This is a genomic window from Telluria sp. AC161, from assembly GCF_979258535.1.
In genome coordinates, this window is the sequence record NZ_OZ409861.1 from 587,050 (window position 1) to 612,639 (window position 25,590).

At 65.8% G+C, this 25,590-nt stretch carries 26 protein-coding genes; 9 read left to right on the plus strand and 17 right to left on the minus strand.

The features are described from left to right. Positions 1 to 3 precede the first annotated feature (3 nt). Genes ACZ0AJ_RS02520 through fliE form a run of 14 tightly spaced genes read right to left on the minus strand, consistent with a single transcriptional unit; the run spans position 4 to position 12,117 of the window. Positions 4 to 981 carry a flagellar motor protein MotB gene (locus tag ACZ0AJ_RS02520; RefSeq protein ID WP_499453798.1) on the minus strand — a complete coding sequence of 326 codons (978 nt, stop codon included), beginning with the start codon at positions 979 to 981 and terminating at the stop codon, positions 4 to 6. A gap of 3 nt (positions 982 to 984) precedes the next feature. After that, the gene (motA, locus tag ACZ0AJ_RS02525; protein ID WP_258836336.1) at positions 985 to 1,896 is read right to left on the minus strand and encodes a flagellar motor stator protein MotA; all 912 of its coding nucleotides are present in this window, start codon (positions 1,894 to 1,896) and stop codon (positions 985 to 987) included. A 37-nt stretch (positions 1,897 to 1,933) separates the two neighbouring features. Next, positions 1,934 to 2,662, minus strand: coding sequence for a FliA/WhiG family RNA polymerase sigma factor (locus ACZ0AJ_RS02530; protein ID WP_499456708.1), 729 nt, complete (start codon positions 2,660 to 2,662; stop codon positions 1,934 to 1,936). A gap of 34 nt (positions 2,663 to 2,696) precedes the next feature. Beyond that, positions 2,697 to 3,146 carry a flagellar basal body-associated FliL family protein gene (locus tag ACZ0AJ_RS02535; protein ID WP_499453801.1) on the minus strand — a complete coding sequence of 150 codons (450 nt, stop codon included), beginning with the start codon at positions 3,144 to 3,146 and terminating at the stop codon, positions 2,697 to 2,699. 10 nt (positions 3,147 to 3,156) lie between these two features. Next, complete coding sequence (locus tag ACZ0AJ_RS02540) at positions 3,157 to 4,422, minus strand: flagellar hook-length control protein FliK (RefSeq protein WP_499453803.1); 1,266 nt, start codon at positions 4,420 to 4,422, stop codon at positions 3,157 to 3,159. Positions 4,423 to 4,430: 8 nt separating this feature from the next. Further along, the gene (locus ACZ0AJ_RS02545) at positions 4,431 to 4,748 is read right to left on the minus strand and encodes a hypothetical protein (RefSeq protein ID WP_499452539.1); all 318 of its coding nucleotides are present in this window, start codon (positions 4,746 to 4,748) and stop codon (positions 4,431 to 4,433) included. Continuing rightward, positions 4,741 to 5,130, minus strand: a complete 390-nt coding sequence (fliS, locus tag ACZ0AJ_RS02550; protein ID WP_499452541.1) for a flagellar export chaperone FliS — start codon at positions 5,128 to 5,130, stop codon at positions 4,741 to 4,743. Before fliS ends, ACZ0AJ_RS02545 begins: the two co-directional genes overlap by 8 nt. A 19-nt stretch (positions 5,131 to 5,149) precedes the next feature. Further along, on the minus strand, positions 5,150 to 6,538 hold the full coding sequence (fliD, locus tag ACZ0AJ_RS02555) for a flagellar filament capping protein FliD (RefSeq protein WP_499452543.1): 1,389 nt from the start codon (positions 6,536 to 6,538) through the stop codon (positions 5,150 to 5,152). A gap of 47 nt (positions 6,539 to 6,585) precedes the next feature. After that, positions 6,586 to 7,029, minus strand: coding sequence for a flagellar FliJ family protein (locus ACZ0AJ_RS02560; RefSeq protein ID WP_499453805.1), 444 nt, complete (start codon positions 7,027 to 7,029; stop codon positions 6,586 to 6,588). Then, on the minus strand, positions 7,026 to 8,366 hold the full coding sequence (gene fliI / locus ACZ0AJ_RS02565) for a flagellar protein export ATPase FliI (protein WP_499453807.1): 1,341 nt from the start codon (positions 8,364 to 8,366) through the stop codon (positions 7,026 to 7,028). The genes ACZ0AJ_RS02560 and fliI overlap by 4 nt, the downstream gene beginning before the upstream one ends. After that, a complete protein-coding gene (fliH, locus tag ACZ0AJ_RS02570; RefSeq protein ID WP_499452545.1) occupies positions 8,363 to 9,049 on the minus strand; it encodes a flagellar assembly protein FliH in 687 nt (228 codons plus the stop codon). The genes fliI and fliH overlap by 4 nt, the downstream gene beginning before the upstream one ends. Beyond that, complete coding sequence (locus ACZ0AJ_RS02575; protein ID WP_183549563.1) at positions 9,046 to 10,074, minus strand: FliG C-terminal domain-containing protein; 1,029 nt, start codon at positions 10,072 to 10,074, stop codon at positions 9,046 to 9,048. The genes fliH and ACZ0AJ_RS02575 overlap by 4 nt, the downstream gene beginning before the upstream one ends. Next, complete coding sequence (gene fliF / locus ACZ0AJ_RS02580; protein WP_499453809.1) at positions 10,058 to 11,743, minus strand: flagellar basal-body MS-ring/collar protein FliF; 1,686 nt, start codon at positions 11,741 to 11,743, stop codon at positions 10,058 to 10,060. Before fliF ends, ACZ0AJ_RS02575 begins: the two co-directional genes overlap by 17 nt. A gap of 23 nt (positions 11,744 to 11,766) precedes the next feature. Beyond that, positions 11,767 to 12,117, minus strand: a complete 351-nt coding sequence (gene fliE / locus ACZ0AJ_RS02585) for a flagellar hook-basal body complex protein FliE (RefSeq protein ID WP_499452548.1) — start codon at positions 12,115 to 12,117, stop codon at positions 11,767 to 11,769. Positions 12,118 to 12,431: 314 nt separating this feature from the next. On the opposite strand from fliE, the gene ACZ0AJ_RS02590 reads away from it, so the two are divergent. The 7 genes from ACZ0AJ_RS02590 to ACZ0AJ_RS02620 are packed head-to-tail and all read left to right on the plus strand — an operon-like array spanning position 12,432 to position 18,808. Continuing rightward, a complete protein-coding gene (locus tag ACZ0AJ_RS02590) occupies positions 12,432 to 13,352 on the plus strand; it encodes a FliM/FliN family flagellar motor switch protein (RefSeq protein WP_499453811.1) in 921 nt (306 codons plus the stop codon). Continuing rightward, positions 13,352 to 13,708 (plus strand): FliM/FliN family flagellar motor switch protein, encoded by a 357-nt coding sequence (locus ACZ0AJ_RS02595; RefSeq protein WP_499452552.1) that lies wholly within the window; start codon positions 13,352 to 13,354, stop codon positions 13,706 to 13,708. The genes ACZ0AJ_RS02590 and ACZ0AJ_RS02595 overlap by 1 nt, the downstream gene beginning before the upstream one ends. Then, a complete protein-coding gene (gene fliP, locus ACZ0AJ_RS02600) occupies positions 13,708 to 14,484 on the plus strand; it encodes a flagellar type III secretion system pore protein FliP (RefSeq protein WP_499456709.1) in 777 nt (258 codons plus the stop codon). Before ACZ0AJ_RS02595 ends, fliP begins: the two co-directional genes overlap by 1 nt. Positions 14,485 to 14,517: 33 nt before the next feature. After that, positions 14,518 to 14,787, plus strand: a complete 270-nt coding sequence (gene fliQ / locus ACZ0AJ_RS02605; protein ID WP_332530288.1) for a flagellar biosynthesis protein FliQ — start codon at positions 14,518 to 14,520, stop codon at positions 14,785 to 14,787. Positions 14,788 to 14,803: 16 nt separating this feature from the next. Further along, entirely contained in the window at positions 14,804 to 15,583 is a 780-nt protein-coding gene (gene fliR, locus ACZ0AJ_RS02610) for a flagellar biosynthetic protein FliR (RefSeq protein ID WP_499452556.1), read from the plus strand. Next, positions 15,573 to 16,709: an EscU/YscU/HrcU family type III secretion system export apparatus switch protein gene (locus ACZ0AJ_RS02615; RefSeq protein ID WP_499452558.1), complete on the plus strand. Its 1,137-nt coding sequence runs from the start codon at positions 15,573 to 15,575 to the stop codon at positions 16,707 to 16,709. Before fliR ends, ACZ0AJ_RS02615 begins: the two co-directional genes overlap by 11 nt. Beyond that, positions 16,706 to 18,808: a flagellar biosynthesis protein FlhA gene (locus ACZ0AJ_RS02620; RefSeq protein ID WP_499452560.1), complete on the plus strand. Its 2,103-nt coding sequence runs from the start codon at positions 16,706 to 16,708 to the stop codon at positions 18,806 to 18,808. Before ACZ0AJ_RS02615 ends, ACZ0AJ_RS02620 begins: the two co-directional genes overlap by 4 nt. Here the strand turns inward: ACZ0AJ_RS02620 and ACZ0AJ_RS02625 are convergent, their stop codons facing one another. The 3 genes from ACZ0AJ_RS02625 to ACZ0AJ_RS02635 all read right to left on the minus strand — a co-directional run bounded on the left by ACZ0AJ_RS02625 (position 18,809) and on the right by ACZ0AJ_RS02635 (position 22,370). Continuing rightward, positions 18,809 to 20,434, minus strand: a complete 1,626-nt coding sequence (locus tag ACZ0AJ_RS02625) for an MFS transporter (RefSeq protein ID WP_499456711.1) — start codon at positions 20,432 to 20,434, stop codon at positions 18,809 to 18,811. Between the two features lie 135 nt (positions 20,435 to 20,569). Beyond that, positions 20,570 to 21,424 (minus strand): hypothetical protein, encoded by an 855-nt coding sequence (locus ACZ0AJ_RS02630; RefSeq protein ID WP_499452562.1) that lies wholly within the window; start codon positions 21,422 to 21,424, stop codon positions 20,570 to 20,572. A gap of 88 nt (positions 21,425 to 21,512) precedes the next feature. Next, complete coding sequence (locus tag ACZ0AJ_RS02635; protein WP_499452564.1) at positions 21,513 to 22,370, minus strand: flagellin N-terminal helical domain-containing protein; 858 nt, start codon at positions 22,368 to 22,370, stop codon at positions 21,513 to 21,515. 269 nt (positions 22,371 to 22,639) lie between these two features. Between ACZ0AJ_RS02635 and ACZ0AJ_RS02640 the strand changes: the two genes are divergently transcribed. Both ACZ0AJ_RS02640 and ACZ0AJ_RS02645 read left to right on the plus strand, forming a co-directional pair. Continuing rightward, positions 22,640 to 24,838 (plus strand): TonB-dependent receptor, encoded by a 2,199-nt coding sequence (locus ACZ0AJ_RS02640; RefSeq protein ID WP_499453816.1) that lies wholly within the window; start codon positions 22,640 to 22,642, stop codon positions 24,836 to 24,838. 190 nt (positions 24,839 to 25,028) lie between these two features. Next, the gene (locus ACZ0AJ_RS02645) at positions 25,029 to 25,256 is read left to right on the plus strand and encodes a hypothetical protein (protein ID WP_499452568.1); all 228 of its coding nucleotides are present in this window, start codon (positions 25,029 to 25,031) and stop codon (positions 25,254 to 25,256) included. Positions 25,257 to 25,590 lie beyond the last annotated feature (334 nt).

The window sequence follows — 25,590 nt, forward strand, 5'->3', positions numbered from 1 at the left end:
TGGTCATGGCGATGTCGGCAGCTGGCCGCGCAGAGTTTCCAGTGCCGCCGCGTCGGGCAGGTTGACGGTCGCGCCCGCATTGGAGGTTCCGACCAGTGCCTTGCCAGCTGGTGCGCCGGCGGCCGGTGCGCCGAACATGCCGGCCACCGCGCGCGACTGCGCGCTGGTCAAAATCAAGAGTTCGATGCGGCGGTTCTTGCCGTCGAGCGGCTGCTCGGGATGCAGCGGGCCGCGGTCGGCCATGCCCACCACCTGCAGCACGGTGTCGGTGCGCATGCCGCCGGTGAGCAGCTGGGCCCGTGCCGACAGTGCGCGGTCGGTCGACAGCGCCCAGTTCGAATAGGCGCCGCGGTCGATGCCGGCGTAGCGGCTGGCATCGGTATGGCCGACGATCAGCATCTGGTTGCGCATCTGCGCGAACAGCGGCCCCATTTTTTGCAAGAGGCGCGCAAAGCGCCCGGTCGGCAGCGCGCTGCCGCGCATGAACATGCCCTGCTTGTCCGTGTCGTGCAGCATCACGCGCAAGCCGTAGGGTGTGACCACGGTAGCCAGGTTTGGCGCCAGGCCTGCTTCGACCGACAGCTCGGTGAGCGCTTTGGACAGCGCGGACAGGTCGGCCTGCGTTTCATAGCCGACCTTCGGTGCATTCGCATCGCCCCCGCTGCCCGGATTGCCGGGGCCGCCATTGCCCGTGTGCGGTACCGGGAAGCGTTCGATCAGGCTGCCGCTCGGTTCGCTGGCGATGGCGGGTTTTTGCCCCTGGCCTTCGAGCATGCCGCTCTCGGTCGCTTCGCTGATGATGGCTTTCAGATTCTGCTGTTCGCGCGAGGCGATCAGCCACAGCACCAGGAACAGCGCCATCAGCGCCAGGCAGAAGTCGGCGAACGCGACTTTCCAGGCGCCGCCATGTTCGTCATGCTGGTGCTTGCCGCCACCGCGCTTGACGATGGTCGATTCGTGCTTGTCGTTCGTTTTCGACACGTGTTACCCCGTCATGCGGTCGGCGGCGCGACGACGCTTGTTCTGCGATTCGTCTTCGCCGCCCATCGCGTTGATCCACTGTTCGAGCTGGGCAAAGCTGGGTTTGGTATTCAGCTGGATCAGGCGGCGCCCGGCGTCGATCGCCAGCAGGGCGGGCTTGCCGGCCACGTGGGTGCACAGCACGACCTTGACGGTTTCCATCGTCGAGGCATCCGAGTTGACCGTTTGCTTCATCAGGTTGGCCAGCGGCTCGAGCACGCCGTAGCAGGCGAAGATGCCGATGAACGTGCCGACCATGGCCGCGCCGATCTTTTCGGCGATCTCGCCCGAATCGGCGCCGCCCGAGACCGAGTACATGGCCATCACGATGCCCAGCACGGCCGCAAGGATGCCGAAGCCCGGCATCGCCTCGGCGATCTTCTGCAGCGATTTGGCCGGTTGCGTCAGTTCTTCGTGGATGGCTTCGAGTTCCTGCTCGAGCACGCCTTCGAGCTCGTGCGCGTTGATCTTGCCCATCGCCATCAGGCGGAAGTTATCGACGATGAAGGCCAAGAGCTTGGTCTCGTCGAGGATCGCAGGATAGCGCTGGAACAGCGGGCTTTCGGCGGGCGCCTCGACGTGCGCGTCCAGTGCCTTCAGGCCGCCGGCAGCCGTCTGCAGCAGCTCGTACATCAACAGCAGCAGCTGGCGCTGGAATTCCGAGTCGTGCTTCTTGCGCGCCGCCACCTTCTTGAGCTGGTGGCCCAGTTCGGCCAGGACGTGCTTCGGGTTGCCGAGCACCAGCGCGCCCAGCGCGGCGCCGCCGATGATCAACAGCTCGATCGGGTGGAAGATCGAGGTAAAGGTGCCGCCCATCAGGGTAAAGCCCCCGAAGACGGCGCCGAGCACGATGGCGATACCGAGTAATTGCTGCATGACGTGGTGCCTTTCTGGCGGTTTCTGTGGTGTCGTTTCAGTCGCGCCGGAGCGCGGTCTTCATTTTCGCCAGCGCGCTCTTGTTGAGCTGGCAGACGCGCGCGTCGGACAGGTCGAGTACGGCGGCGATTTCCTTGTAGCTCAGTTCGAACTCGTAGATCATCTGGATCACGCGCTGTTCCTTGTCGTTCAGTGCGCTCAGCGCCTGTTCCAGGCTGCGCCGCACCATGTAGGCGTCTTCGGGACCGGGCGTGTGGTGCTCGGCGCCGACCGCTTCCTGCAGGATCTCGTCGAAGCTGAGCATCTCTTCGGCGCTCTCGGCCAGCAGGTATTGCTGGTACTCGTCCAGGCTCAGGCCCAGCGCAGCCGCCGCTTCCTGTTCGTTCGGCTCGCGCCCCAGGCTGCGCGTCAGCGCGCGCAGGGCGTCGCGCTGGCGGTGGCTGTCCTGGCGCACGGCGCGCGGGCGCCAGTCCTGGCGGCGCAATTCGTCCAGGATCGCGCCGCGCACGCGCAGCGCGGCATAGCTCGAGAACCCGGTGTCGGGCGCACCATAGCGGCGCAGCGCTTCGAGCAGGCCCATCAGGCCGATCTGTTCCATGTCCTCGCGCCCCATCGCGCCCGAGACCTGGCTGCCGAGCTGGCGCGCGATGCGCTTGACCAGCGGCGCATACGCCAGCAGGTGACGCGACTCGTCCTGCGGCGACAAACCCGCGCTGGCCACCACCTCGCCATATTCGCTGGCGGCGGCATCGACGTAATCGGTCATGTAGGCCACGGCGTCTCCGGGATCAGGCTGCGTATCACTCGATGATCAGCTTGCCGACCATGACTTCGGAAAACGGCTTGAGGTGGTTTTCCTTCGCATAGTTGGCGTTGAAGACCTTGTTCAGCTCGGCCGCGTACTGGTCCACCGTCATGGCGGACGCTTCGGCCATCGTACGTGCCGACAGGGCGGACACCGCGATGCTGCGCAGCAGCGGCAACTGTTCCTTGGTCGCCTTTTCTTCCGCCGCTGTGGTGGCCAGCACCAGGTCGACCGACAGGTAATGGGTGGCTTGCTCGGCCGGCGCGCGGCGCAGCATGACGATGACCTTGTCCAGCGTGACGTACTTGGTCAGCTTGGTTTCGGGCGCCGGCTTGGCGGCCACGCCGTGGCTTGCGGACGTGTTCATGTACCACATCGCGCCGCCAGCGGCGCCCGCCACGACGACGACAGCGGCGACAATTGCAATGATCAGTTTGGATTTCATGGGGGGCGTGTCAATTCATCGAGAAAAGGTTGGCGCCGGTGGCGGCCTCGTCGTGCAGCGCGCGGCCAGGGGCGCGCGCCTGTTCCTGTTCCTGGCGCGAGCGACCCTGGGCATCGGCCTGGCCCTGGCCCGGCGTCTGGCCGCCGGTCTGGGTACTGGCCTGCATGCGCGGCACGTCGCTGACGTTGACCGAGACGCTGCTGTACTGGCGCCCCGCGAGGTCGCTGCGCAGGCTGTCGCTGACGGCGTTCAGCTGGCGCAAGACGTCGCTGTTGGAGGCGGCGATATGGATCTCCAGATTGCCTCCGCTATGGCGGATCGCGATGTCGATGCGGCCGAGCATCGGCGGCTCGAGGCGGATCGTCGCCTGGTCGATGTTGCGGCCGACCTGGAGCTGCAGGCGTTCGCCCAGCGCTTCGTGCAGGTTCTGGCGCCATGCGGTCGGCGGACCGGCCAGCACGATGCTGTCGGTGCTGCGAATGCTGGCCGGCAACGTACTGGCGGCGCTCACGCCCGGACCGGCTGAGACGGGGGCGGCGTCGGCACTGGCTTCGGCCGCTGCTTCGCCCGCTGCCTTGCCCGATAGCGGCGCAGCGGCAGGCATGGCGTTCGGCTGCGCCGTCACTGGCTGGGGCGCACCCGGGCCAGGCCCGGCTGCTGCCGCTGCTGCCGGCACGCTGGCGGCCTGCATGGCAGATGGCTGGATCGACGCACGAACCGCACCGGCATCGCTCAACACATTGGCCACTGCCGGAGCGGCGCGTGCGCCGGTCACCTGAGCGAGCGCGCCCGGCGCGCCGGCAACCGGTCCGCCGGCGGCATCGTCGGAAGGCGCAGCAGCGCCATCACCGGCAACGCCGGGCTTCGCAACCTGCATCGCCAGCATCATGGCGGGCAGTGCGGCCGGCGCCAGCATCGGCGCCATCGCGCCCAGCAGGATGTCAGGGACGACGTCATCTTGCACGGGTGCCTGGTCCTCGCCGGCGTCGGCGGCTGGCGCCGCCACGTCATCCTGCTGCGGCATGGTGACCGTGACGTCGGGCAGCGCGCGGTCCAGCGCGATCCAGTGACCGAAGGGCAGGGGAGCAGCAGGCGCCGTGGCCACTGCCGTGGTCGTTGTCGTGGCCTGGCCCGGCGCTGCCGTACCGGCCGTGCCAGCGGCGGGCACCAGCGCATCGGGCGTTGCCGCGCCGGGAATGGCGGTGGCTGCTGCCGGGGCGGGATTGCCCGCCACATTGCCAGCGGCCTGCATCGTCGTCGTCATGCTGCTGTTCATTGCGAAATTCATTGCACGTTCTCGCCAGGTTCGGTTGCGCCCGCGAGGGCATAGGCTATCCAGCCTTCCTTGTTGTCGCGCATCTCGTCCATGCGCGTCTGCAGGCCGGCAGCGGCAGCGGCGCCCGCTTGCGCGGCGCGCTCGTGCGCTGCGCGCAAGCGCTGCAGGGCCGCGCGCTCGGCGGCGCTCCACGGGCCCTTGACGGCCAGCGCCTGCAGCTGGCGCGCCAGGTCGCGCACGACCCGCTCGAGGCCATCCCAGTCGGCGCCGCTGACCGCGGCATCGAGCTGCGCGCCCAGGCGGCCGATGACGAGTGACCTATCCATTGCGTTCCTGGACGCCTTTCCAGCCCTGGCGAATGGTCGACAGGATGCGGGTGACTTCATCGACCATGTCCGTGTCGAGCTTGATGCCGGCCGTGTGCAGGCGGCCCGCACAGAAATCGTAGATACGCGCGAGGTTGGCGACCGTGTCGCCGCCGCCGTCGAAGTCGAGCGAGCTGGCCAGGCCATTGATGATCTCGACGCACTTGTTGATGCTGTTTGCCTTCTGTTCGTAGCGGCGCGCGACGATGTGCGCGCGGGCGCGCGCCAGTTCGTCGAGCAGGCCGTCGGTGAGCAGCAGCACCAGGTCGACCGGCGAGGCGCGCGTGGTCTGCGCGTCGAGGTTCACTGCGTGGTAACTGCCGTAGGCTTCTTGATAGGACATGATGGGAATCCGGCTGTGGTTATTTGTCGTTGCTGAACAGGGCATCGAACAGGGACACATTGTTGTTCATCACGGACTGCATCGTCTGCAGCTGCGTGAATTGGCGCAGGTAGCGCTGGTAGGCGGCTTCATGCTGCCCGTCGAGCGAGGCCTGGCGGTCGCTCAAGCGCGATTGCTGGGTGGTGGTCTGTTCGCGGCGCTGCTTGATCTGGCCGTCGACGCCGCTGCTCCAGGTTTTCAGGTAGGTGTCGAGCGCACCGGCGATGCCGGTTGGGGCCGACGTACTCGGCGCGCCGATCAGCGCGTCCAGGCCGGTCGGATTGACGGCCAGCTGGCTGGTCAGGCGCGCAGCATCCAGTTCGAGCGTGCCGCTGCGCGTGGAAATGATGCCGTAGGCCGCGAGCGAATCGCCATTGGCGGGCCGCAGCAGCGACCCGAGCCGGTCGGCCAGCGCGCGCACGCCGCTGTCATGCGCGAACGTGCCCCCGGCCACGCCCTTGGCGGCGTCGCCGCTGGCGGTCAGCTTGCTCAGCGTGGTCTTGAGCTTGTTGTAGGCGTCGACGAAGGCCTGCACATTGGCCGTCGTCGTTTTGGTGTCGGCCGATACCGTCAGTGTGACGGGCGCTGCGCCGGTCGTCTGGGTCCGGGTGAACGTCATGCTGACGCCATCGACGGCGGTGAATGTGTTGCTGGCCTGCGTGATCGCGGTGCCGTTCTCGGCGCCGACGCGGATCTCGGCATCCTGGGCTTCGACCAGCACGCGGCGCCGCGCCGGGTCGGCATTCGCGTCAACCAGGCTCGACGTGCCGGTGATGCCGCTCGTATCGAGCGTGATGGCCGAGTTCAGGCCGGTGTCCCGGGCGGTGAGCACCAGCTCCGCGGTGCCGCCGGTGGTGACGATCGAGGCCGTGACCTTGCCCGCGTTGCCGGCGGCGCCATTGATGGCGGCGGCCAGTTCGCGCGTGCTCAGCGCGCCGCCGTCGGTGTTGGCCGCAGCCATGTCGACGTCGAAGGCGAGGGCACCGCCCATATTCAGTTTGAGCGTGCCCGCCACGCCGGTGCTGTCGGTCAGGCCCGTAAGCGACACCTGGCTGGCCGTGGCGATCTGCTTGACGAAGAATGCATACGTGCCGGCGGCGGCCTTGCTGCTGGCCGTGGCGCTGCCGACCGTGGTGTCGCCAAACACGGCGGACTGGGCGAACACCTTTTTGTTCGCGCCCGTCAGCGCCGCCAGGCTGGTCTGGAACGCCAGCAGCGCCGAATTCATCTCGGTCAGGCCGCGCTCGGCGGCCGTGGCGGCGGCAAGCTGCGCCGTCAGGATCTGCTGGCGCGGCGCGACGTATTTGTCCGCCAGATTCGTCGCGGTCGGGACGGGATCGTAGACCGGTGAAGTGATTGCCGTTGCCATGGGATGGGTTCCTTGTGGTTGCGTGTGCTTGTGCGTGTGCGGTGGGCTCAGGCCCGCCCGGCCAGCCAGGATTGGGTGGCGATGTCGTCTTCGCGCTTGCGGGTAGCGCGTTCATTCTCGGCCGCATGCGCGTCCTGGGTACGGGCCAGTACCTTGCCCAGCAGTTCGCGCCCGATCCAGGCATCCCTGAGCCGGTTCTGCGAGACGGCCATGTTCGCCTGGTGCAGCGACAGGTCGACCCGGTGGCTGTCGGCCAGCGCCATCACGCCCTGCTTGTAGGCGCCGCAGTTCAGCGCCATGGCAGGATTGATCTGCAGTGCCGCGCCCGATGCCCCGCTGCCGTGTGTCAGCGCCGTCAGGCGATTCAGGTTGTTCTGGTAGCGCACCCGGGTTGCTTCCTGGCTGGCCAGGTCGGCCTCCAGGCGTTCGACCTGGGTCGAACGCAGTTGCACCAGGGTGCCCAGGCTGCGGATGGTCGTTGAACGTGTCATGCCATGATCGCTTTCAGGGCGTCGATGCAGTTGTCGATGGGCGCGCCTTCGCGCGTGCCCTGGCACAGGAACGTCTCGATATGCGGTTGCAGCGCCACGGCGCGGTCGGTCTCCGGGTCGGCGCCCGGCACGTACGCGCCCAGCGGAATCAGGTCGCGCACGCGCGCATGGCGCGCCAGGGCCGCCTTGAGCTTGCGCGCGGCCAGCGAGTGCTCGGGCGTGACCACCTGCGCCATGCAGCGCGAGATCGATTGCGCAATGTCGATCGCCGGGTAGTGGCCGCGCTCGGCCAGTTCGCGCGTGAGCACGATGTGGCCATCGAGGATCGCGCGCGCCGAGTCGACCACCGGATCCTGCTGGTCGTCGCCTTCGGCCAGTACCGTGTAGATTGCGCTCATGCTGCCTTGCGGGTTTTCCCCATTGCCGGCCGATTCGACCAGCTGCGGCATGTTCGAAAAGACCGACGGCGGATAGCCGCGCGTGGCCGGCGGCTCGCCCAGCGACAGTGCCACTTCGCGCAGCGCCATCGCGTAGCGGGTCAGCGAATCGCACAGCAGCAGCACGTTCTGGCCGCGGTCGCGGAAATGCGCCGCCACCGCATGGCACAGCTCGGTCGCCATGACGCGCATCAGCGGGCTGTCGTCGGCCGGTGCAACCACCAGAACGGCGCGCTTCAGGCCTTCGGGTCCGAGCGAGCGCTCGACGAATTCGCGCACCTCGCGATTGCGCTCGCCGATCAGGCCAACCACGACCACATCGGCCACGGTCTGGCGCGTGATGAGGCCCAGCAGCACCGATTTGCCGACACCGGAACCGGCCATCAGGCCGACGCGCTGGCCCTTGCCAATCGTGAGCATCGCATTGATGGCCCGTACGCCCACGTCGAGCGGCTCGTCCACCGGGGTTTTCTTCAGCGGATTGACGCGTGGCGGGGCAGGGGCGAGCGGCTGGTCGCCACCCAGGCGGCCCAGCCCATCGATCGGCTCGCCCAGGCCGTTGACCATGCGGCCCATCCAGCTTGGGCCGATCATCAGATCGGCCTTGTCCGCGGCCGGCAGAACGCGCGCGCCGGTGGCCAGGCCGGTCGCCTTCTTGAACGGCATCAGGTACGAGACCTTGTCGCGAAAGCCGACCACCTGCGCATCGAGCCACTCGCCATCGACCGTCTCGATGCGGCAGCGCTGGCCCGTGTGCAGGCGGCAGCCGCTCGCTTCGAGCAGCAGCCCCTGGGCGCCGACCAGGCGCCCGGTGGGCGTGGCGACCGGCACCGCGCCGAGTTCGACGGCGCGCAGCGAGTCGGCCAGCGAATGCGACAGCGAAGCGGCCACGCCAGTCATGCCCGTTCCCCTTCGCCCAGCAACTGGTCCTGGACCTGTTCCATCACGGCCGCCAGGCGCCCCTGGCAACCGGCATCGACTTCATGGTCGCCCGAACGCACGCGGCATTCGCCGGCGTCGAGCGCCGGGTCGGGCAGGATCGTCCATTTCTTGGCGCGCTTCGGATCGAGCTCCAGCACGCGGCGCAGTTCTTCCGGATTCATGAACACTTCGACCTGGTCGCGCGACGGCGGCATCACGGCCAGCGCTTCCTCGACCAGCGAGAGCAGTTGCACCGGCTGCAGCGCCAGCTCGGCGCGGATCACCTGGCGCGCGATCTTGCCCACCAGGTCGACCACTTCGGTGCGCTGCGCGGCGCGCAGGTCGGTCTTGAGTTTCTTGAGGCTCTTGAGCATCGCATCGACCGGCTTGGCCAGTTGTTCGAAGCTCTCGAGCGCCATCGCCCGGCCTTCGTCGATGCCCCGTTCGAGGCCCTCGATCTTGCCTGCGGCAATACCGTCGGCGCGGCCCTGGTCCAGGCCCACTTCGTAACCGTCACGCTGGCCCTGGCGATAGCCGTCGGCCAGCGCGCTTTGCCACTCGTTGGCGGCATTGCCACCGGCCGCCCCGGCGGACGCGCCGGCAGGGCGCGCCGCGCTGAACTGGTGCAGCGGCGGGAAGTGGTAAGTGCGAAACGGTTTCATTCGGCCGTCGCTTCGGCAAACAGCTGGATGTCGATCTCGCCGGCGTCGGCCAGCTCCTTGACCGTGGTCATGATTTCGCGGCGGGTCTGCTCGATGCGCGACATCGGCACCGGGCCGGAGCGGCGCATCAGGTCTTCGAAGCTTTGCGCCTGGCGGCGCGGCATCGCGGCCAGGATGGCGTCGCGCAGCGGCGCTTCGGCGCCTTTCAGGGCAATCGCCCACTGTTCCAGCGGCACGTCGTCGAGCAGGCGCGAAATCACTTGTTCGGTCTGGCGCGACAGGATGAAGAAGTCGTACATCGACATCTCGATCTGCGAGACGACCTCGGGATCATGGGCGCGCAGCAGTTCAACCATGCCGGCGCGGTTGTCCTGCAGGCGGTTGAGGATGTCGGCAACCTGGCGCACGCCTTCGACGCTGGCGCTCTGCGTGTCGAACGCGGCCAGGCAGCGGCCCACCAGCTCTTCGAGTTCGTGCAGCACGTCGCGGTTGATTTCGTCCAGGCGCGCCATGTTCAGCAGCACCAGTTCGCGGCCTTCCAGCGGCAGCGCTTCCAGGATTTGCGAGGCCAGCGCGGGTGGCAGGAAAGCCAGGAACACGGCCTGCATCTGCACGTGCTCGCTCGAGACGAATTCGGCCAGCCACTTTGGCGACGCGTACTGCAGGCGCGCCATTTTCGGGCGGATCGCATCGCCATAGATCGAATTGAGCACGCTGTTGGCGATATCGCTGCCCAGGGCCAGGTCGAGCGAGCGCTTCAGGTAGCTGCGCGAGGCGCCGTGCAGGCCACTTTGCTGGCGGTAGTCGTCGAAGAACGTCTGCAGCGCCGATTTGACGGTGTCGACCTTGATGCCGCTCATGCGCGACATCACCTGGGTCAGTTCCATCAATTCGTCGCGCTCAAGGCAGCGCAGCACGGCCGCAGCCTGCTCTTCGCCGATCGACAGCAGCACGATGGCCGCCTGTTCGACCGGGCTCAGGCCCGCCTCGAGGTCGCTGTCTTCGATGTTATTCAGTTCGGCCATGTTTTTTCTGTACCCATTGTTTGACGACTTCAGCAACGCGCTCCGGCTCCTTGGCCGCCAGCACTCTCAGGTGATCGACCATGACGTCGACCGGCGAGCCGGACGGCGGCAAGTCATAGTTCTCGAGCAGGGGAATGACGGCGCCCGGGCTGCCCTGCGCGGGCGCTTCGAGCGCCGCGACGCCGGCAGGCAGCGCGGTGAGCGGCGCTGTGGCGGTGGCGCCCGGCAAGGCCGGGGTGGCGGGGAGGGCTGGCGTGGCCGGCGACGGCGCCAGGCGCGTGGTGGCAGCGCGCAGCAGCGGCCGGGCCAGCAGGAAGTACGCCAGCAGCGCGCCGACCGCCCATAAGGCCCAGCTCGCCATGTCGACGATGTTGTCGCGTTGCTGCCACCAGGCCTGTTCCACCGGAGCAGCCGGGAACTTCATGGCCGACACGGCCAGCACATCGCCCCGTGCGGCGTCGATGCCCAGGCCGCCGGCCAGGATCTTCTCGATATTCGTCAGTTCGGCCGGTGTCCAGGCCTTGCCGTCGGCGGCGCTGGTCGCGTTGAGCACCACGGCCACCGACAGTTTTTTCAGGCGGCCCCGCTCACGCTTGATCTGCGTGATCGCGCGGTCATACGCGTACTGGCGGGTGGTGGCGTTCTTGCGCGCATTGCCATCGTCGGTTTTTTCAGCCGGCGGGGTGCCCGCTCCTTCGGCGGTGGCAGGCGCTGGTGGCCGGTTCGACAGCGTGCCCGGCACGCCCATCGCCATGCGGCTTTTTTCCATCTCTTCGCGCATGGCTTCGCTGGTGACCTTTGGCGCTTCGCCGTATTTTTCCTGGGTTTCTTCGATGCGGTCGTTGTCCACGGCGGCCGTCACGCTGACCTTGTAGTTGGCCACGCCAAGGATCGGCGCGAGCAGGTCGTTGACGTTGGCGCGCACCTCGTCGGCGTGGCGTTTTGCGGCCGTGTCGCCCTGTGCGGCGCCATCGAAGCCGTCGGCCAGGTCAATCCGCGAGGACAGGTAGTTGCCGGCCTGGTCGACCAGCGAGACGCGCTGGGGCGACAGGCCCGCCACGCTGCCCGAGACCATGTTGACGATCGCGGCGATCTGTTCATTGCCCAGGCTGCGGCCCGGCTTGACGGCGACCACGACCGACGCCGAATTGCCGTCGGCATTGCCCGTGACGAACGAGCTGGTCTTCGCGATGGCCAGGTGCACGCGCGCACTGGCGATCGAATCCATCGTCAGGATGCTTTGCGCCAGCTCGCCTTCGAGACCGCGCCGGAAGCGCACGTCCTGGACGAACTGCGACACGCCGAGCGGGTCGTTGCGGTCCATCAGTTCGAGGCCGGCCGGCAGCTGGGCGGTCACGCCCTTGGCTGCGAGCAGCATGCGCACCTTGCCCAGCTGCGACGACGGCACCAGCACCTGGCCGCTGTCCGGATGGACGCGGTAGGGAATCTGTTCGGCTTCGAGCACCGTCATCATGTCTGCGGCGACGACTTTCTCGCGCGCGCCAAAGACCGGCTTGTAGCTCGATTGATCCTGCCACATGAACATCATGACGGCAGCGGTGACCGCCACGGCCAGGCCCAGCATCAGCGGCAGGTTGTTGCGCAGCAGCGGTGGCAGCGCGGGCAGCGCGAACTTGCCGCTGAAGGGGGACTTGAGGGAGGAGAGCACGTGAGCGTCGCTTGTAGAGAGAATCAGATCGGAAGCTTGAGCAATTCGTCGACTGCGCCCATGACCTTGTTGCGTACTTGCATCAGCATCGAGAACGAGAGACTGGCTTCCTGGCTGGCCAGCATGGCCCCGACCAGGTCATCGCTCTTGCCGGTTTCAACCGCGGTGACGCGGGCGCTTGCGGCCTGGTCCTGGGCGTCGACGCCGGCAATGGCGCTCTGCATGGCCTGGGTAAATGAAAACGCCCCCGTCCCGCCCGCCGGGGTGCCGAGCTCGGCAAATGATGCAGCAGCCGGTGCGATTGCCAGGCGACTCGCATCGTTGCTTAGTTGTGCCAGATCGGCCCGAATGAGGCCGGCAAGTTCCATTGCCATCGTGTTTCCTTCAAAATTTAGTGTTGTTCGCCAGCGACAAAAAATACCGATTTTTCCGAATTTTCCGGTATGAAATTGTTAAATTCAGGCTTGGCGCGTCTTTACGTCGAACGACTCACCTCGTGCAGAAAGAATCATTTTCCCTTAGACGCTCACTCTAAAAACAGCATGATGCTGCGATGCAACGGTTAGATATTACCGTAGGGCAAATGATAAATCAAAGTGATATGTCAAACTTACTTCGGCAAAACTCACGGTATAATTATTGCTGCCGGGAATCAAAGCAATGTGACATTAACTTTCGATAAAGACAGATGCCAATTAATCAACTTGACCGAAGACGCGACCATCAGGTGCTCGATCCATGCCTGCTGGGACGTCCGGTGCATCTGCTTCCAGCTTTTGCTGCCGGGCTGGCCGAGGCGATTGGCGCCGAAATGGCATCGCCTGGCGGGCGCCGGCACTGGGGTGCCTATCGTCTCGAACACCTCGCGTTCGAACGGGCGCCCGAGCAGGCGGGACTGCGCTGGCTTGGGGTCAGCGGACCGTATGGCGTGGCCTCGATTGCCTTTGAACGAAACCTGCTCCTGGGGTTGCTGGAAGGGCGTTATGCAAGCCGGCAACCGACGACTTCTGCTGCGGTGCAGCAAAACCCGGCGCTGGAGCGCGTCACGGCAACTGAAGAGCGTCTGGGTGTCACATTGGCCCAGCAGCTGGCCAGCCAGCTCGATGCCCGGGTCGCCGATGGCCTGGCCCGGCTCGACGGCGCTCCCGCACCCGTCAAGGCGGGCGCCGGCGCCGCGATCGTGCCAGCGGGCGCACCGGGCAAGACCGGATGGGTACTGCGCGCCGTGCTGCGCGCCCAGTACGGTCGGCGCGATACCGATGAGCCGACCCACGCTGCGCCGGAAGGGCAGATCTGGATTGGCCTCGACCACGCCCTGATGGCCTGCGTACTGCAGGGCATCAAGGCCGACCGCGGCGCTGTGCGCGCGGCAGGTGGCGCGCGCATGCCGGGCGAGCCGCTGGCCACGCGCCTTGAAGTCAAGCTCGACGGCTGCCTGGTGAGCAAGGAAATCACGCTCGCCACGCTGTTCGGTCTGCAGGTCGGCGATGTGATCCCCGTGGCGCTCGGTCGCGCCGATGTCGTGCTGGACAACTCCCGCCTGTTCACCGCCGCGGTGGCCGAGCACAAGGGCAAGCTGTGTTTAACCTCATTTGAAGATGCCGAATAATGGACATGAATCTCAACGAGCAACTGGGTAGCGACGTCATCATTGACGACCTGGACAGCGAAGAAGCGTTGCAAGCCGCAGCCGGCCGAAGCGGCGCGCGCCAGCTGCCGCAGATGATGCGGCGCATCCCCGTCACGCTGACTCTCGAAGTCGGTTCGGTGCGCATCTCGCTGCAGGAGTTGATGGACATCGGGCCGTCGTCGGTACTGCCCCTGGATTCCCTGGCCGGCGAGCCGCTGGTCATCAAGGTCAACGGCACCCCGATCGGCCGCGCCGAAGTCGTCGTCGCGGGCGAGCAGTACGGTCTGAAGGTAATCGATCTCGAAGGCCTGAACCTGGACATTCTCGCGCCATGATGTGCTTTACCGGGGGCGTCAGGGCCCGTGCCCCTGCGCTTCTGTCCGCGCTGCTGGTGGGACTGCTGATGGCGGTTCCGGCCGCGGCCCAGAACCAGGACCTGCTGGCCGGCGTGCTGCCCGGCGCCACCTCGACCAGCGCCGGCATGAGCGTCAAGTCGCAGATCCTGGTGCTCATGACGCTGCTCGGGCTGCTGCCCGTGATGGTCATGATGATGACCTGCTTCACGCGCTTCGTGATCGTGCTGTCGCTGCTGCGCCAGGCCCTCGGCCTGCAGCAGGGCCTGCCCACCCGGATCATCACCGGCATCGCCCTGATCCTGACCATCCTCGTCATGCGCCCCGTGGGCGAGCAGGTCTGGACCCAGGCCTTCCTGCCCTACGACCAGGACAAGATCGGCCTCGAGACCGCGCTGCGCATTGCCGAACAACCCGTCTCGCGCTTCATGCTGGCCCAGACCAGCAAGGCGTCGCTGGAGCAGGTTGCCCGCCTGGCCGGTGAATCGACGGCCCAGCCGCCGCAGCAGCACAGTTTCCCCGTCAAGCTGGCCGCGTTCGTGCTGTCCGAACTGAAGACCGCGTTCCAGATCGGCGCGATGCTGTTCATCCCGTTTTTGATCATCGACCTCGTGGTCTCGTCGGTGCTGATGGCGATGGGCATGATGATGCTCTCGCCCCTTGTCATTTCCCTGCCGTTCAAGCTGCTGCTGTTCGTGCTGGTCGATGGCTGGACGCTCACGGTGAGCACACTGGTTGGCAGCATCCATGCGTACTAGTATCAAACCCGGCCTGGCCACGGGAGAATCGCGATGAGTCCCGATATCGCCGTCGACCTCGTGGTCGAGGCCCTGCAGATCGTCATGCTGATGGTGATGGTGCTGGTGATCCCGGGCCTGCTGGTTGGCTTGCTGGTCGCGCTCGTGCAGGCGGCCACGCAGATCAACGAACAGACGCTGAGTTTTTTGCCGCGCTTGCTGGTCACGCTGCTGGCCGTGATCCTGGCCGGCCACTGGATGACGTCGACGCTGATGGATTACTGCGTCTCGGTGTTCCAGCGCGCGGCAACGCTTGTCGGCTAGGGCAGGGCGCGCGCCGATGGAACTGTACGGCTTCCTGATGCCGCTGATCGGCGCCTTGTGGTGGCCGTTCTGCCGCATCATGGCGATGATGATCACCGCGCCCGTGCTGGGCGATGGCACGATCCCCATCCCCGTGCGCGCGCTGCTGGCAGTGGTGCTGTCGTTTCTGATGCTGCCGCTGACGAGCAAGGGCGCGATGCCCGATGCGTTTTCGCTGGCCGGCGTGCTGGCGATGTTCGAGCAGGCCGTGATCGGCGCCGTCATCGGCCTGGCGCTGCAGTTCGCGATGGCGGCCATCAGCATGCTGGGTTTCCTGGCCTCGAGCCAGATCGGCTTTTCGATGGCGACCATGAACGACCCGGTCAATGGCCAGGCCTCGGACGTGATTTCGAGCCTGATGGCGCTGGTGGCGATGCTGGTGTTCTTTGCCATCGATGCGCATCTGGTGCTGGTGGCCGTGCTGAGCCAGAGTTTTCTGGCCTGGCCGGTGGGTGGCGGCCTGCAGCCGATGCTGCTCGAAGCCGTGGCGCTGAACCTGAGCTGGGTATTCGCCGCGTCGATCCTGCTGGCGCTGCCGCTCGTGTTTTCCACCGTGGTGGTGCAGATCGGCTTTGGTTTTCTGAACCGCGTCGCGCCCAGCCTGAACCTGTTTTCACTGGGCTTTTCGCTGGTGACGATTTTTGGCTTGCTGATGCTGATCCAGCTGGTGCGCTTCATCCCGGAGCACTACATCGCGATGACCAACCAGGTGCTGGAAATGCTGACCGAACAAATGAGGCTGGCCCATGGCCGATAGCAGCAGCGGCGACAAGACCGAAAAACCCTCGGCGCAAAAGCTCAAGAAAGCGCGCGACGAGGGGCAGGTAGCGCGTTCGCGCGACCTGGCGACGGCGGTCGGCATCCTGATCAGCCTGAAGGTCTTCATGCTGATGCTGCCCGGTTACCTGGACGACATGCGCCATCTGTTTCGGCTTGTGTTCGTGCCGCTGGGCGAGGCGGGCGACATGGAAAACGCGATGTCGACCGTGTTTTCGTCCGCGCTGCTGCTGCTCGTGCACATGGTGCTGCCGTTGCTGGCCGTGCCGCTGGCGATCATCATCGCCGGTGCGATCCCGGGCGGGATTGTCGCCAGCGGAAAGAACCTGGCGCCGAAGTTCAGCCGCCTCAATCCGTTGACCAACCTGGGCAACCTGTTCAAGCAGAAGCACTGGGTGGGCTTCCTGACGTCGGCGGCCAAGGCGATCGTGCTGGGCATCGTGCTGTGGCACGTTTCGAACGGCAGCATCAAGGGCTATATCGAGTTGCAGCGCATGCCGCTGGACGTTGCCATCGGCGCCGGCGGCACGCTGGTGTTCGACGCGCTGATGGCGCTGGTGGCGGTGTTCATCCTGTTCGCGCTGATCGACGTGCCGGTGCAGAGTTTTCTCTTCATGCGCAACCAGCGCATGAGCAAGCAGGACATCAAGGAAGAGCACAAGAGCAGCGAAGGCCGCCCGGAAATCAAGCAGCGCATCCGCCAGCTGCAAAACCAGCTGGCCCAGCGCAGCGTGCGCAAGTCGGTGCCGACGGCCGACGTCGTGATCGTCAATCCCGAGCATTACGCGGTGGCGCTCAAGTACGACGTCGACCGCGCCGAGGCGCCGTTCGTGGTGGCCAAGGGCGTCGACGAGATGGCGCTGTTCATCCGCCGCGTGGCCGCCGAGCACGGGCTCGAGGTCGTGGAGCTGCCGCCGCTGGCGCGCGCGATCTATCACACGAGCCAGGTGCAGCAGCAGATTCCCGCGCCGCTGTACCAGGCCGTGTCGCAAGTGCTGAATTATGTTTTACAACTGAATGCGTTCCGTGCAGGCAGGCGCCAGGCGCCGCCGCGGTTCCCCAACGAGGTGGTCGTACCACCGCACCTGAGTGAGGCTCAAGCATGACCGTGACGAATACCTTCAACGCCTTCGTGGGAGAGCTGCGCCGCCACAAGTTCGCCGCGCCCGTGTTCCTGATCGCGCTCCTGGGGATGATCATCCTGCCGCTGCCGCCGATCCTGCTCGACGTGCTGTTCACCTTCAACATCGTGCTGTCGCTGATCGTGATTCTGGTGGCTGTGACGGCCAAGCGCCCGCTCGACTTCTCGGTGTTCCCGACCGTGATCCTGGGCACGACCCTGATGCGCCTGGCGCTGAACGTGGCCTCGACCCGCGTCGTCCTGCTCAACGGTCACGAAGGCACGCACGCGGCCGGCCAGGTCATCGAATCGTTCGGTAACGTCGTCATCGGCGGCAATTTCGTCGTCGGTCTGGTGGTGTTCGTGATCCTGATGATCATCAACTTCATCGTCGTGACCAAGGGTGCCGAGCGCATCTCGGAAGTCTCGGCGCGCTTCACGCTCGATGCGCTGCCGGGCAAGCAGATGGCAATCGACGCCGACCTGAATGCCGGTCTGGTCAACCAGGAGCAGGCGACCACGCGGCGCAAGGACGTCGCGGCCGAAGCCGACTTTTATGGCGCGATGGACGGCGCCTCCAAATTCGTGCGCGGCGATGCCATTGCCTCGATCCTGATCCTGATCATCAACCTGATCGGCGGCGTTGCCATCGGTGCGTTGATGCACGACCTGCCGCTGGGCGACGCCTTCCGCGTGTACGCGCTGCTCACGATCGGTGACGGCCTGGTGGGTCAGATCCCGGCGCTGCTGCTGTCGGCCGCCGCCGCGATCCTGGTCACGCGCATCGGCGAGTCGGGCGACCTCGAAGACCAGGTCAGCCAGCAATTGCTGGCCCGGCCGGGCGTGCTGTACTCGGCCGCCGGCGTGATGATGATCCTGGCGATCGTGCCGGGCATGCCGTGGTGGTTCTTCACGGTAGCTGCCGGCGTGCTGGCCTGGGTCGGCTGGACGATGGCCAAGCGCATCGGCGCGCCGGACGTGGCGGGCGTGGCAAAAATCGAAGCGGCGCTGCGCGATGACCGCGTGCCCGAACTCGACTGGCAGGCGCTGCCGGTCGTGCAGGCGGTGACGGTGGCGGTGGGCTACAAGCTGGTGGGCATGATCGACCGTGCCCAGGCCGAGCCGCTGGCCAAGCGCATCAAGGGCGTGCGCCAGAGCCTGTCGGAGCAGATGGGCATGCTGCTGCCGGCAATCTCGGTGCGCGACGACCTGGCGCTGCGCCCGACGCAGTACGCGATCAGCCTGTCGGGCACCGTCGTGGCCGAGGCCGAAGTCATGCCCGACCATCTGCTGGCGATCCCGTCGCCGAACGTGTACGGCGAACTGGATGGCATTCCCGGCATCGAGCCGGCGTACGGGATGGCGATCACGTGGATCCTGCCCGAGCAGAAGGCGCATGCGCTGGGGCTGGGCTACCAGGTGGTCGAAGTGCCGAGCGCGATCGCGACCCACGTGTCGAAAGTGGTGCGCGAATACCTGCACGAGCTGTTCCGCCACGAAGACGTGCCGGCGATCCTGGAACGCCTGACGGCGCTGTCGCCCAAGCTGGCCGCAGCGCTCGACAAGGCGCTCACGCACACCCAGCTGTTGCGCGTGTTCCGCGTGCTGCTGACCGAAGGCGTGTCACTGAAGGACATCGTGGTGATCGCCACCACGCTGCTCGACAGCTCGGAGACGACCAAGGACCCGATCCTGCTGGCGGCCGAAGTGCGCTGCGCACTGCGGCGCCAGATCGTCTCGACGCTGTTCGGCAAGAAGAAGGACATGCCGGCCTTTAACCTGTCGGCCGAACTGGAAAACATGCTGCTTGGCTCGCTGAACCAGGCGCGCCAGAATGGCGGCGGCAAGGTCGCGCTGGACAACTACCCGATCGATCCGCAGCTGCTGTCGCAACTGCAGATCAATATGCCGGTCGCGCGCGAGCAGATGAAGGGCCAGCACACGCCCCCGCTCTTGCTGGTGCTGCCGCAGGTGCGGCCACTGCTGGCGCGTTATGCGCGGCTGTTCGCACCGGGCCTGCACGTGCTGTCGTACAACGAGATCCCCGAAAACCGCGACGTGTCGATCGTCGGTACGGTGGGCTGATCAGCCCTTGGCCACGAGGCGCCGCGTGATCACCGGGCCATCCGGCCCCAGGTGAAACGCCAGCTTGCGCTCACGTAGCGCGGCGTCGCCCGCGGTGGCGCGGTCGAAGCGGCGCAGGTGCTCGGTCCATGATGGATCGATGATCTGCTCGGTGAATAATCCCGGGTCGCTGACGTCGCGCAGCAAGGTCCAGCTCAGCGCACCCTGGCGCAGGCGCGCGCGCCGGCTCAGTTCCATCAGCGCCATGAAGGCTTCGGTGCGCTCCGGGTCGATCCGGTACTCCACCGTCAGCACGAGGCGCCCGCCATCCTGCAGCGGCGAAAGCGACGGCGCCAGCGCCTTGAGCGCGGACGATGGCGTCATGTCTTCGAGCAGCTCGCGGTCCTGGATCAAACGCAGCACGAGCGCCATGACGACGACGCTGCTGCCGGCTGCATACAACAGGCTGTGCTGCACGCTGTCGAGCGTGGCCACCTGGCCCCAGACCGCGGCGCCCGTCGCGCTCGCGCCCATCAGGGCCATCTGATAAATCGACATCCCGCGCGCCCGCACCCAGTCGGGCAGGGCCATCTGCATCGACACGCTCAGCGAATTGGCCGACACGATGAAGGCCATCCCCGACAGCCACATCGCGCTAGAAGTCAGCACCACGTTCGTGCTGACCGCCGCCACCGCGATCATCGCCGCCGACAGCACGGTGCTGGCCATGACGAGCGTATCGCGGCTGAACGCCTGGCGCATGCGCGGCAGGAAGAACACGGCGCTGATTGCGCCGCCGCCCATGCAGGCCAGCAGCAGCGTGAACACGCCGGCGCCGCCGCCGCCCTGCGCGCGCGCCACCAGCGGCAGCAGCGCCATCAGCGCGGTGGAGTGGAAGAACGACGCCGCCACCCGCGCCAGCACGGCCTTCACGCGGTTGGAGTGGCGCGCAAACTGCAAACCGACGCGCATTGCACCGCCGATCCGCTCGCGCCCCAGCGGACTTGGCACGTGCGTGCGGCGCCAGCGCATGATCACGAAGCCCGAAATCACCGACAGCACCGCATTGAGCACGAATACATACGCGCTGCCCAGGCTGGCAATGATGGCGCCGGCCGCCAGCGGCCCGGCGATGCGCGACGCGTTCATCGCCACGCCATTCAGGGCCAGCGCCGCCGGCAGCTGCGCGCGCGGCACCAGTTCGGGGACGATCGCCGAGAACACGGGCCAGCGCATGGCCAGGCCAATGCCGTTGGCAAACGTCAGCGCCAGCAGCACCGGCGGCGTGATGGCGTCGGCCAGGATCACCGCGCACAGGATCGTGGCCACGACGGCGACCCAGAACTGCGTGATGATGAAGTAGCGCCGCCGGTCGAGGATGTCGGCCAGCGCACCGCTGGGCAAGCCGAGCAAAAACACGGGCAGCATCGATGCGGTCTGCACCAGCGCGACCCAGATCGGCGCGGTCGTCAGCGACGTCATCATCCAGGCAGCGGCCACGTCGTTCATCCACATGCAGGTGTTGGCGATCAGCCATGTGAGCCACAGCATGCGAAACACGGGGGCGCGCATCGGCCCGAACGCCGACGGCGGCGGCGCGGCGTCGTTGGCCGAGGGCGCCGGGGCGGGGGTCTGGGAAATGGTCATGCCGGTGAACTCACCGGAAGCGGCGCGGCTGGCCGCGTGCATCTGCAGCGTGTCATTGATAGGGCGAATGCGTGAAGACAAGCGCCATTGTAGTCGCCGCAGCCCCGGGGACGGCGCGCAGCTCAGCCTGTTGGATCAGCCTGAGCTGCGCGCCCGCTGGGCTGGCAGCAGCAGCGCCAGTTCGGCCACGGCGCGGAACACGGCCGGCGTCAGTGCCTGCGCCGCCTCTTCGGCATTGGCGATCATCGCGTGGCTGCGTCCGGGGGGCAGGGCGTCGCGAAAGCCCCAGCGCAGCACTGTCAGGCCGGCGCGCTTCAGTACGGTCTCGAGTTCGGGCTGTAGCCAGCGCAGGCGCGTGAGCGCGCTCGCATCGGGCGCGCAGACCTCGATCACCAGGCCCTGCGGCGTCGGTTCGACCTGGATCACGACGGCGCTGCCGTCGGCCAGTTCGAGTTCGAGCCGCAGCGCGGCCCGCGCACGGCGGCGGCGGCCGGGGGGCTTGTCGGCCTCGTCGGCCAGCACGGCCAGATGCTGCGGCTTGTCGCCAGCGCCATGGACCGTGAAGCGCCAGGCATCCTGGTGCGTTGCGAGCAGCTGGGGCTGGTGCACGACCTGGCCCTGCTGTCCGGCAGCGAGCATGGCCGGCGACAAATGCCCGCCCATGTCAGCCAGCGCGCGGCTGGTCAACTGGCTGCCATGATTACGCACCTGGCTGCGCCAGGCGCGCGCCAGGCCGGCGCCGTCCTGCTGCTGATAGGCTAGCTGACGCGCCATCAGGACCTGGTCCGGCCGCATGGCGGCGCCATCGCCGTCGGCGGCCGGGCCCGGCTGGCCCGTGGCCTGAGTTTCCGGCGCCAGTGGGGCCGAGAACGGCAGCGGCAGCGCATCGGCGCCACCAGCCAGGATGGGGGCCGGGGCCACCACGGCGCCGACCTGCAATGGCACGAGGGTGGGCGGGGGCAGCGCGGCAACGGGGAACATCTGGGCCATTGGGTTTACCTGTCAGCGATAAAAAAAGGCCAACCGCATGGGCTGGCCTTCGAAGTCTAACCCGGGGTGAGGCCCGGGTATGCGGCCATTATTGCAGCAGCGACATGACCATCGACGACATGCTGTTCGACTGCTTGAGCATGGCGGTGCCGGCTTGCAGCAGCATCTGGCTCGACGTCATGTTGGCGCTTTCGGTCGCGAAGTCGACGTCCATGATCAGGCCGGTAGCTTGCTTGGTGTTGGTGCTGATGTTCGACAGGTTGTTGTTGACGTGTTCCAGACGGTTGGCGGCGGCGCCCAGGCTCGAACGGACTTTGTTGACCGATGCCAGTGCAGTGGTCAGGTCGGTGATCGCAGTGGTGGCATCAGCGGCGGTGCTGATTTCCGTGCCTGCGGCGCCGGCAGCGTACGATGCGGTGGCAGCACCGACGTCGGTAGCGATGGCAGTCACGTCCGTTGCCATGTTGATGTTCATGACTTCGGTCGCGTCAGCACCGATCTGGAATTTCATGGCAGCGCCAATCGTACCGGCCACGATCAGCGTTTCGCCACCAAACTTGGTGTTTTTCAGCACGTTGCCAAGTTCGGTACCCAGTGCGTCATATTCGGACTGCATCGACTCTTTGTCAGCGATGCTCGACGACGTATCGGCAGCCTGGGTTGCCAGATCCTTCATGCGGATCAGCATGTTCGACACTTCATCCAGCGCGCCTTCAGCGGTTTGCAGCATCGCGGTCGAGTTCTGGGTATTACGCATGGCAACGGCCATACCCGAGGTCTGGGCCTTCAGGCGCGAAGCAATCTGCAGGCCGGCAGCGTCGTCCATTGCCGAATTGATGCGGTAGCCGGTCGACAGGCGGGTCATCGAGGTCGACAGATTGCTCTGGGTCTTCGAGATGGCGTTTTGTGCGGACAGGGCAGCGTTGTTGGTGTGCAGGCTCAGCATGATGGACTCCGAAAATGTAGGGAAAGAATTCTGTATGTCGAGTGCGTCACTCGCTCTCATGAGTACAAGGCGACACATTTCCGTACGGCATTAAATTCTTTATCGAATTTTTTTCAAATAAATTTTTCGGCGGGTAATCACTCCTACGATGACCGTCTCACCTTGGCGTATGTTGCAGCAATAACAGCCCCTAGTAATGCGAATGAGGATGATAATGATTCTCATCTCTGTTAGAATCCCGGTTTTTCGCACCTTACGATTGCCAAACCATGACCCAACAAGCCAACGCCGCACTGCGCCCACCCGTCGAATCGATCCTGTCGCGCCTGATCAGGAGCGCGCTTGTTGGCGCTGTCGCCTCGGCGCCGATCCTGGCGCTGCCGTTTGCCGCCAATGCGCAGGAGGCAGGGCCGGCAGCGGTGGAGAAGGTGATCATCACCGGTGCGAAAGTGCAGGCCGATCCGGCCTATGCCGGCGGACAGATCGGTCGCAGCGGCGGACTGGGCGTCCTGGGCGAGGCGGACATCATGAAGACGCCGTTCTCTACAACCAACTATACGTCGCAAATCCTCGAAGACCAGCAGGTGCGCACGCTGGCCGACGTTGTCGTCAACGAAGCGTCGGTGCGTGTGATGACGTCGACCGGCGGGTTCAGTGAAGACTTCCAGATCCGCGGCTTCAATGTCACCAGTGGCGACGTCGGCCTGAACGGCCTGTACGGTCTGTCATCGTCGAACCGCATGCCGGCCGCCATCATGGAACGCGTCGAAGTGCTCAAGGGGCCGGGCACGCTGATGTATGGCATCAGCCCGAACGGCAGCGTCGGCGGCAACATCAATATCGTCACCAAGCGCGCCGGCGACCAGCCATTGACGCGGGTGACCGCCACCTATGAAAGCCAGGCGCTGTTTGGCACCCATGTCGACGTCGGCCGCCGCTTTGGCGACAATGGCGCCTGGGGCGTGCGCGTCAACGGCGTGATCCGCGGCGGCGACACCAATATCGACGACGGCAAGCAGGATTTCGGCCTGGCCGCGATCGCGCTCGATTACCGCTCGCCGAAACTGCGCTGGACCCTGGACAGCTACGGCCAGCAAGAAAAGACCGACAACTTCCGCGCGCAGAACAGCTTCCGGCCCGACATCGCGTCGATCCCGGCGCCACCGTCGGGCCACCGCGCGGTGTACCGCGGCGCCGACCTCGAGTTCCGCGATGCGACGATCGCCTCGCGCCTCGAATACGATGTGTCGAAAGAGTTGATGGTCTATGTGACGGCCGGCTACCACTACGGCGCCAGCGAGCAGGACTTCCCGACGGCGCGCGCACTGAACGCGGTTGACGCTGCCGGCAACTTCCGCCTGACCAACGCCTGGTACGACGCCTATGGGCGCAGCAAGACTGGCGAAGTCGGGGCCCGCCTGAGCCTGGACACGGCCGGCATCAAGCACTTCATCACCGCCTCGGTCTCGCGCCTGGACAGCGAAGCGGGCAGCTTCTACCTGTCGGCCGCGCCAAGCTCGTCGCAGCTGTCGAACATCTACAACCCGGTCGCGATCACGCCGATGATGGGCAACCGCCTGGCGCCGACCAAGACGTCGGAAACCGAGCTGTCGAGCGTCTCGCTGACCGACACATTGACGTTCCTGGACGGCCGCGTGCTGTTCACCGGCGGCTTGCGCAAGCAGAAGGTAGCGCTAGATAACGTGGCGCCAAGCGGCGCGGTGACGAGCTCGTACAGCGAAAGCGCCGTATCGCCGCTGGCTGGCCTGGCCGTCATGCCGATGGAAAACGTGTCGCTGTACGCGAACTTCACGTCGGGCCTGACCCGCGGCAGCACCGCGCCGGCCACGGCCGCGAATGCCGGTGAAGTCTTCGCCCCGTTCAAGTCCAAGCAATATGAAGTGGGCACGAAAGTCGATACCGGCCGCGTACTGCTCGGCGCCGCCGTGTTCCAGATCGACCGTCCAAACGCCATCACCGATCCGCTGACGACGATCTACAGCCTGGACGGCACGCAGCGCAACCGGGGCCTGGAACTGTCGGCAGTCGGCGAAGCCGCACCGGGCCTGCGCCTGATGACGAGCGCCACGTTCTACAACGCCAAGCAGCAGCGCACTGCCGGCGGCATCAACGAAGGCAAGAAGGCCACGGGCGTGCCGAAGAACGCGTTCAACGCCGGCGTCGACTGGGACTTGCCATGGATTAGCGGCCTGAGCCTCAATGCCCGCGCGATCCACACGGCCGAGCTGGCGCAGAATGTCACCAATACCGTGTATATCTCGTCGTGGACGCGCTTCGATCTCGGCGCGCGTTATCGTACTGAGCTGATGGGCAAGCCGGTCGTGCTGCGTGCCAGCGTCGAGAACGCAGGCAACAAGCGCTACTGGCTGTCGAGCAGCACGCTGGCGACGGTTGGTACGGCTGCGGCGCCACGCACGGTGTTGCTGTCGGCGCAGGTTGACTTCTAAGTAGTCCTACGGTTTGATCCGGGACCTGCCTGCATGGTGAATGCAGGCAGGTCCTAAGTTTTTGGGCATGGCCGGTACGAAGTACGAGATTCGGAACAAAAATCTGTTCCAGGCGTTGTTTTGCGGTAACTGAATCGCGTGTATTCTGTTGCCCTAGGGTATAGTTCTTCCCATATTCTGCGAACATGTGATGAAACTTATAACCTTTGAAATCAGTGATCGTTCCCTTGCGATCACCACAGTGAAAAAAGCTGGAGACCAATGGGAATGCGTACTATCGGCGTCCGGCCAAGCCGGTGACGGCGCGATGTCAGCTATTGTCCAGCAACAGATCAAGTTTGACGGTGCCTATTGCGCTGATATGGTGCTGGAGAAGGCGGTGGATTTCAGTGGGGCTTTTCTGCAGTTGATGATGTAGTCGGCAGCAGCGGTATCTCGCCCACTTTTCCACAACGACGTCGTTGTGGTATCGCAACTTACTGTGTACATCGCATTCCAGCAAGCATCGGGCAAAGTGGGGCAGGCGCGGTATGCTGAGCAGGACTTGAGACTCACCCGTTGACTCACGGCGGCCAACGAGTTCGCCGCTATTCAATCTACCCTTGCGCTGCGCATGTGAGCGCTCAACAAAGAGCTGCGCGATGCGAAACTTCTGTCTACTGGTTGCATGCCAAACCTCGACGCCGCACTCGAAGGCGCCAACAACGGCATCCCTCGATAGCGAGTTGGCCACGCTGTGCCCAGCAGTCGAG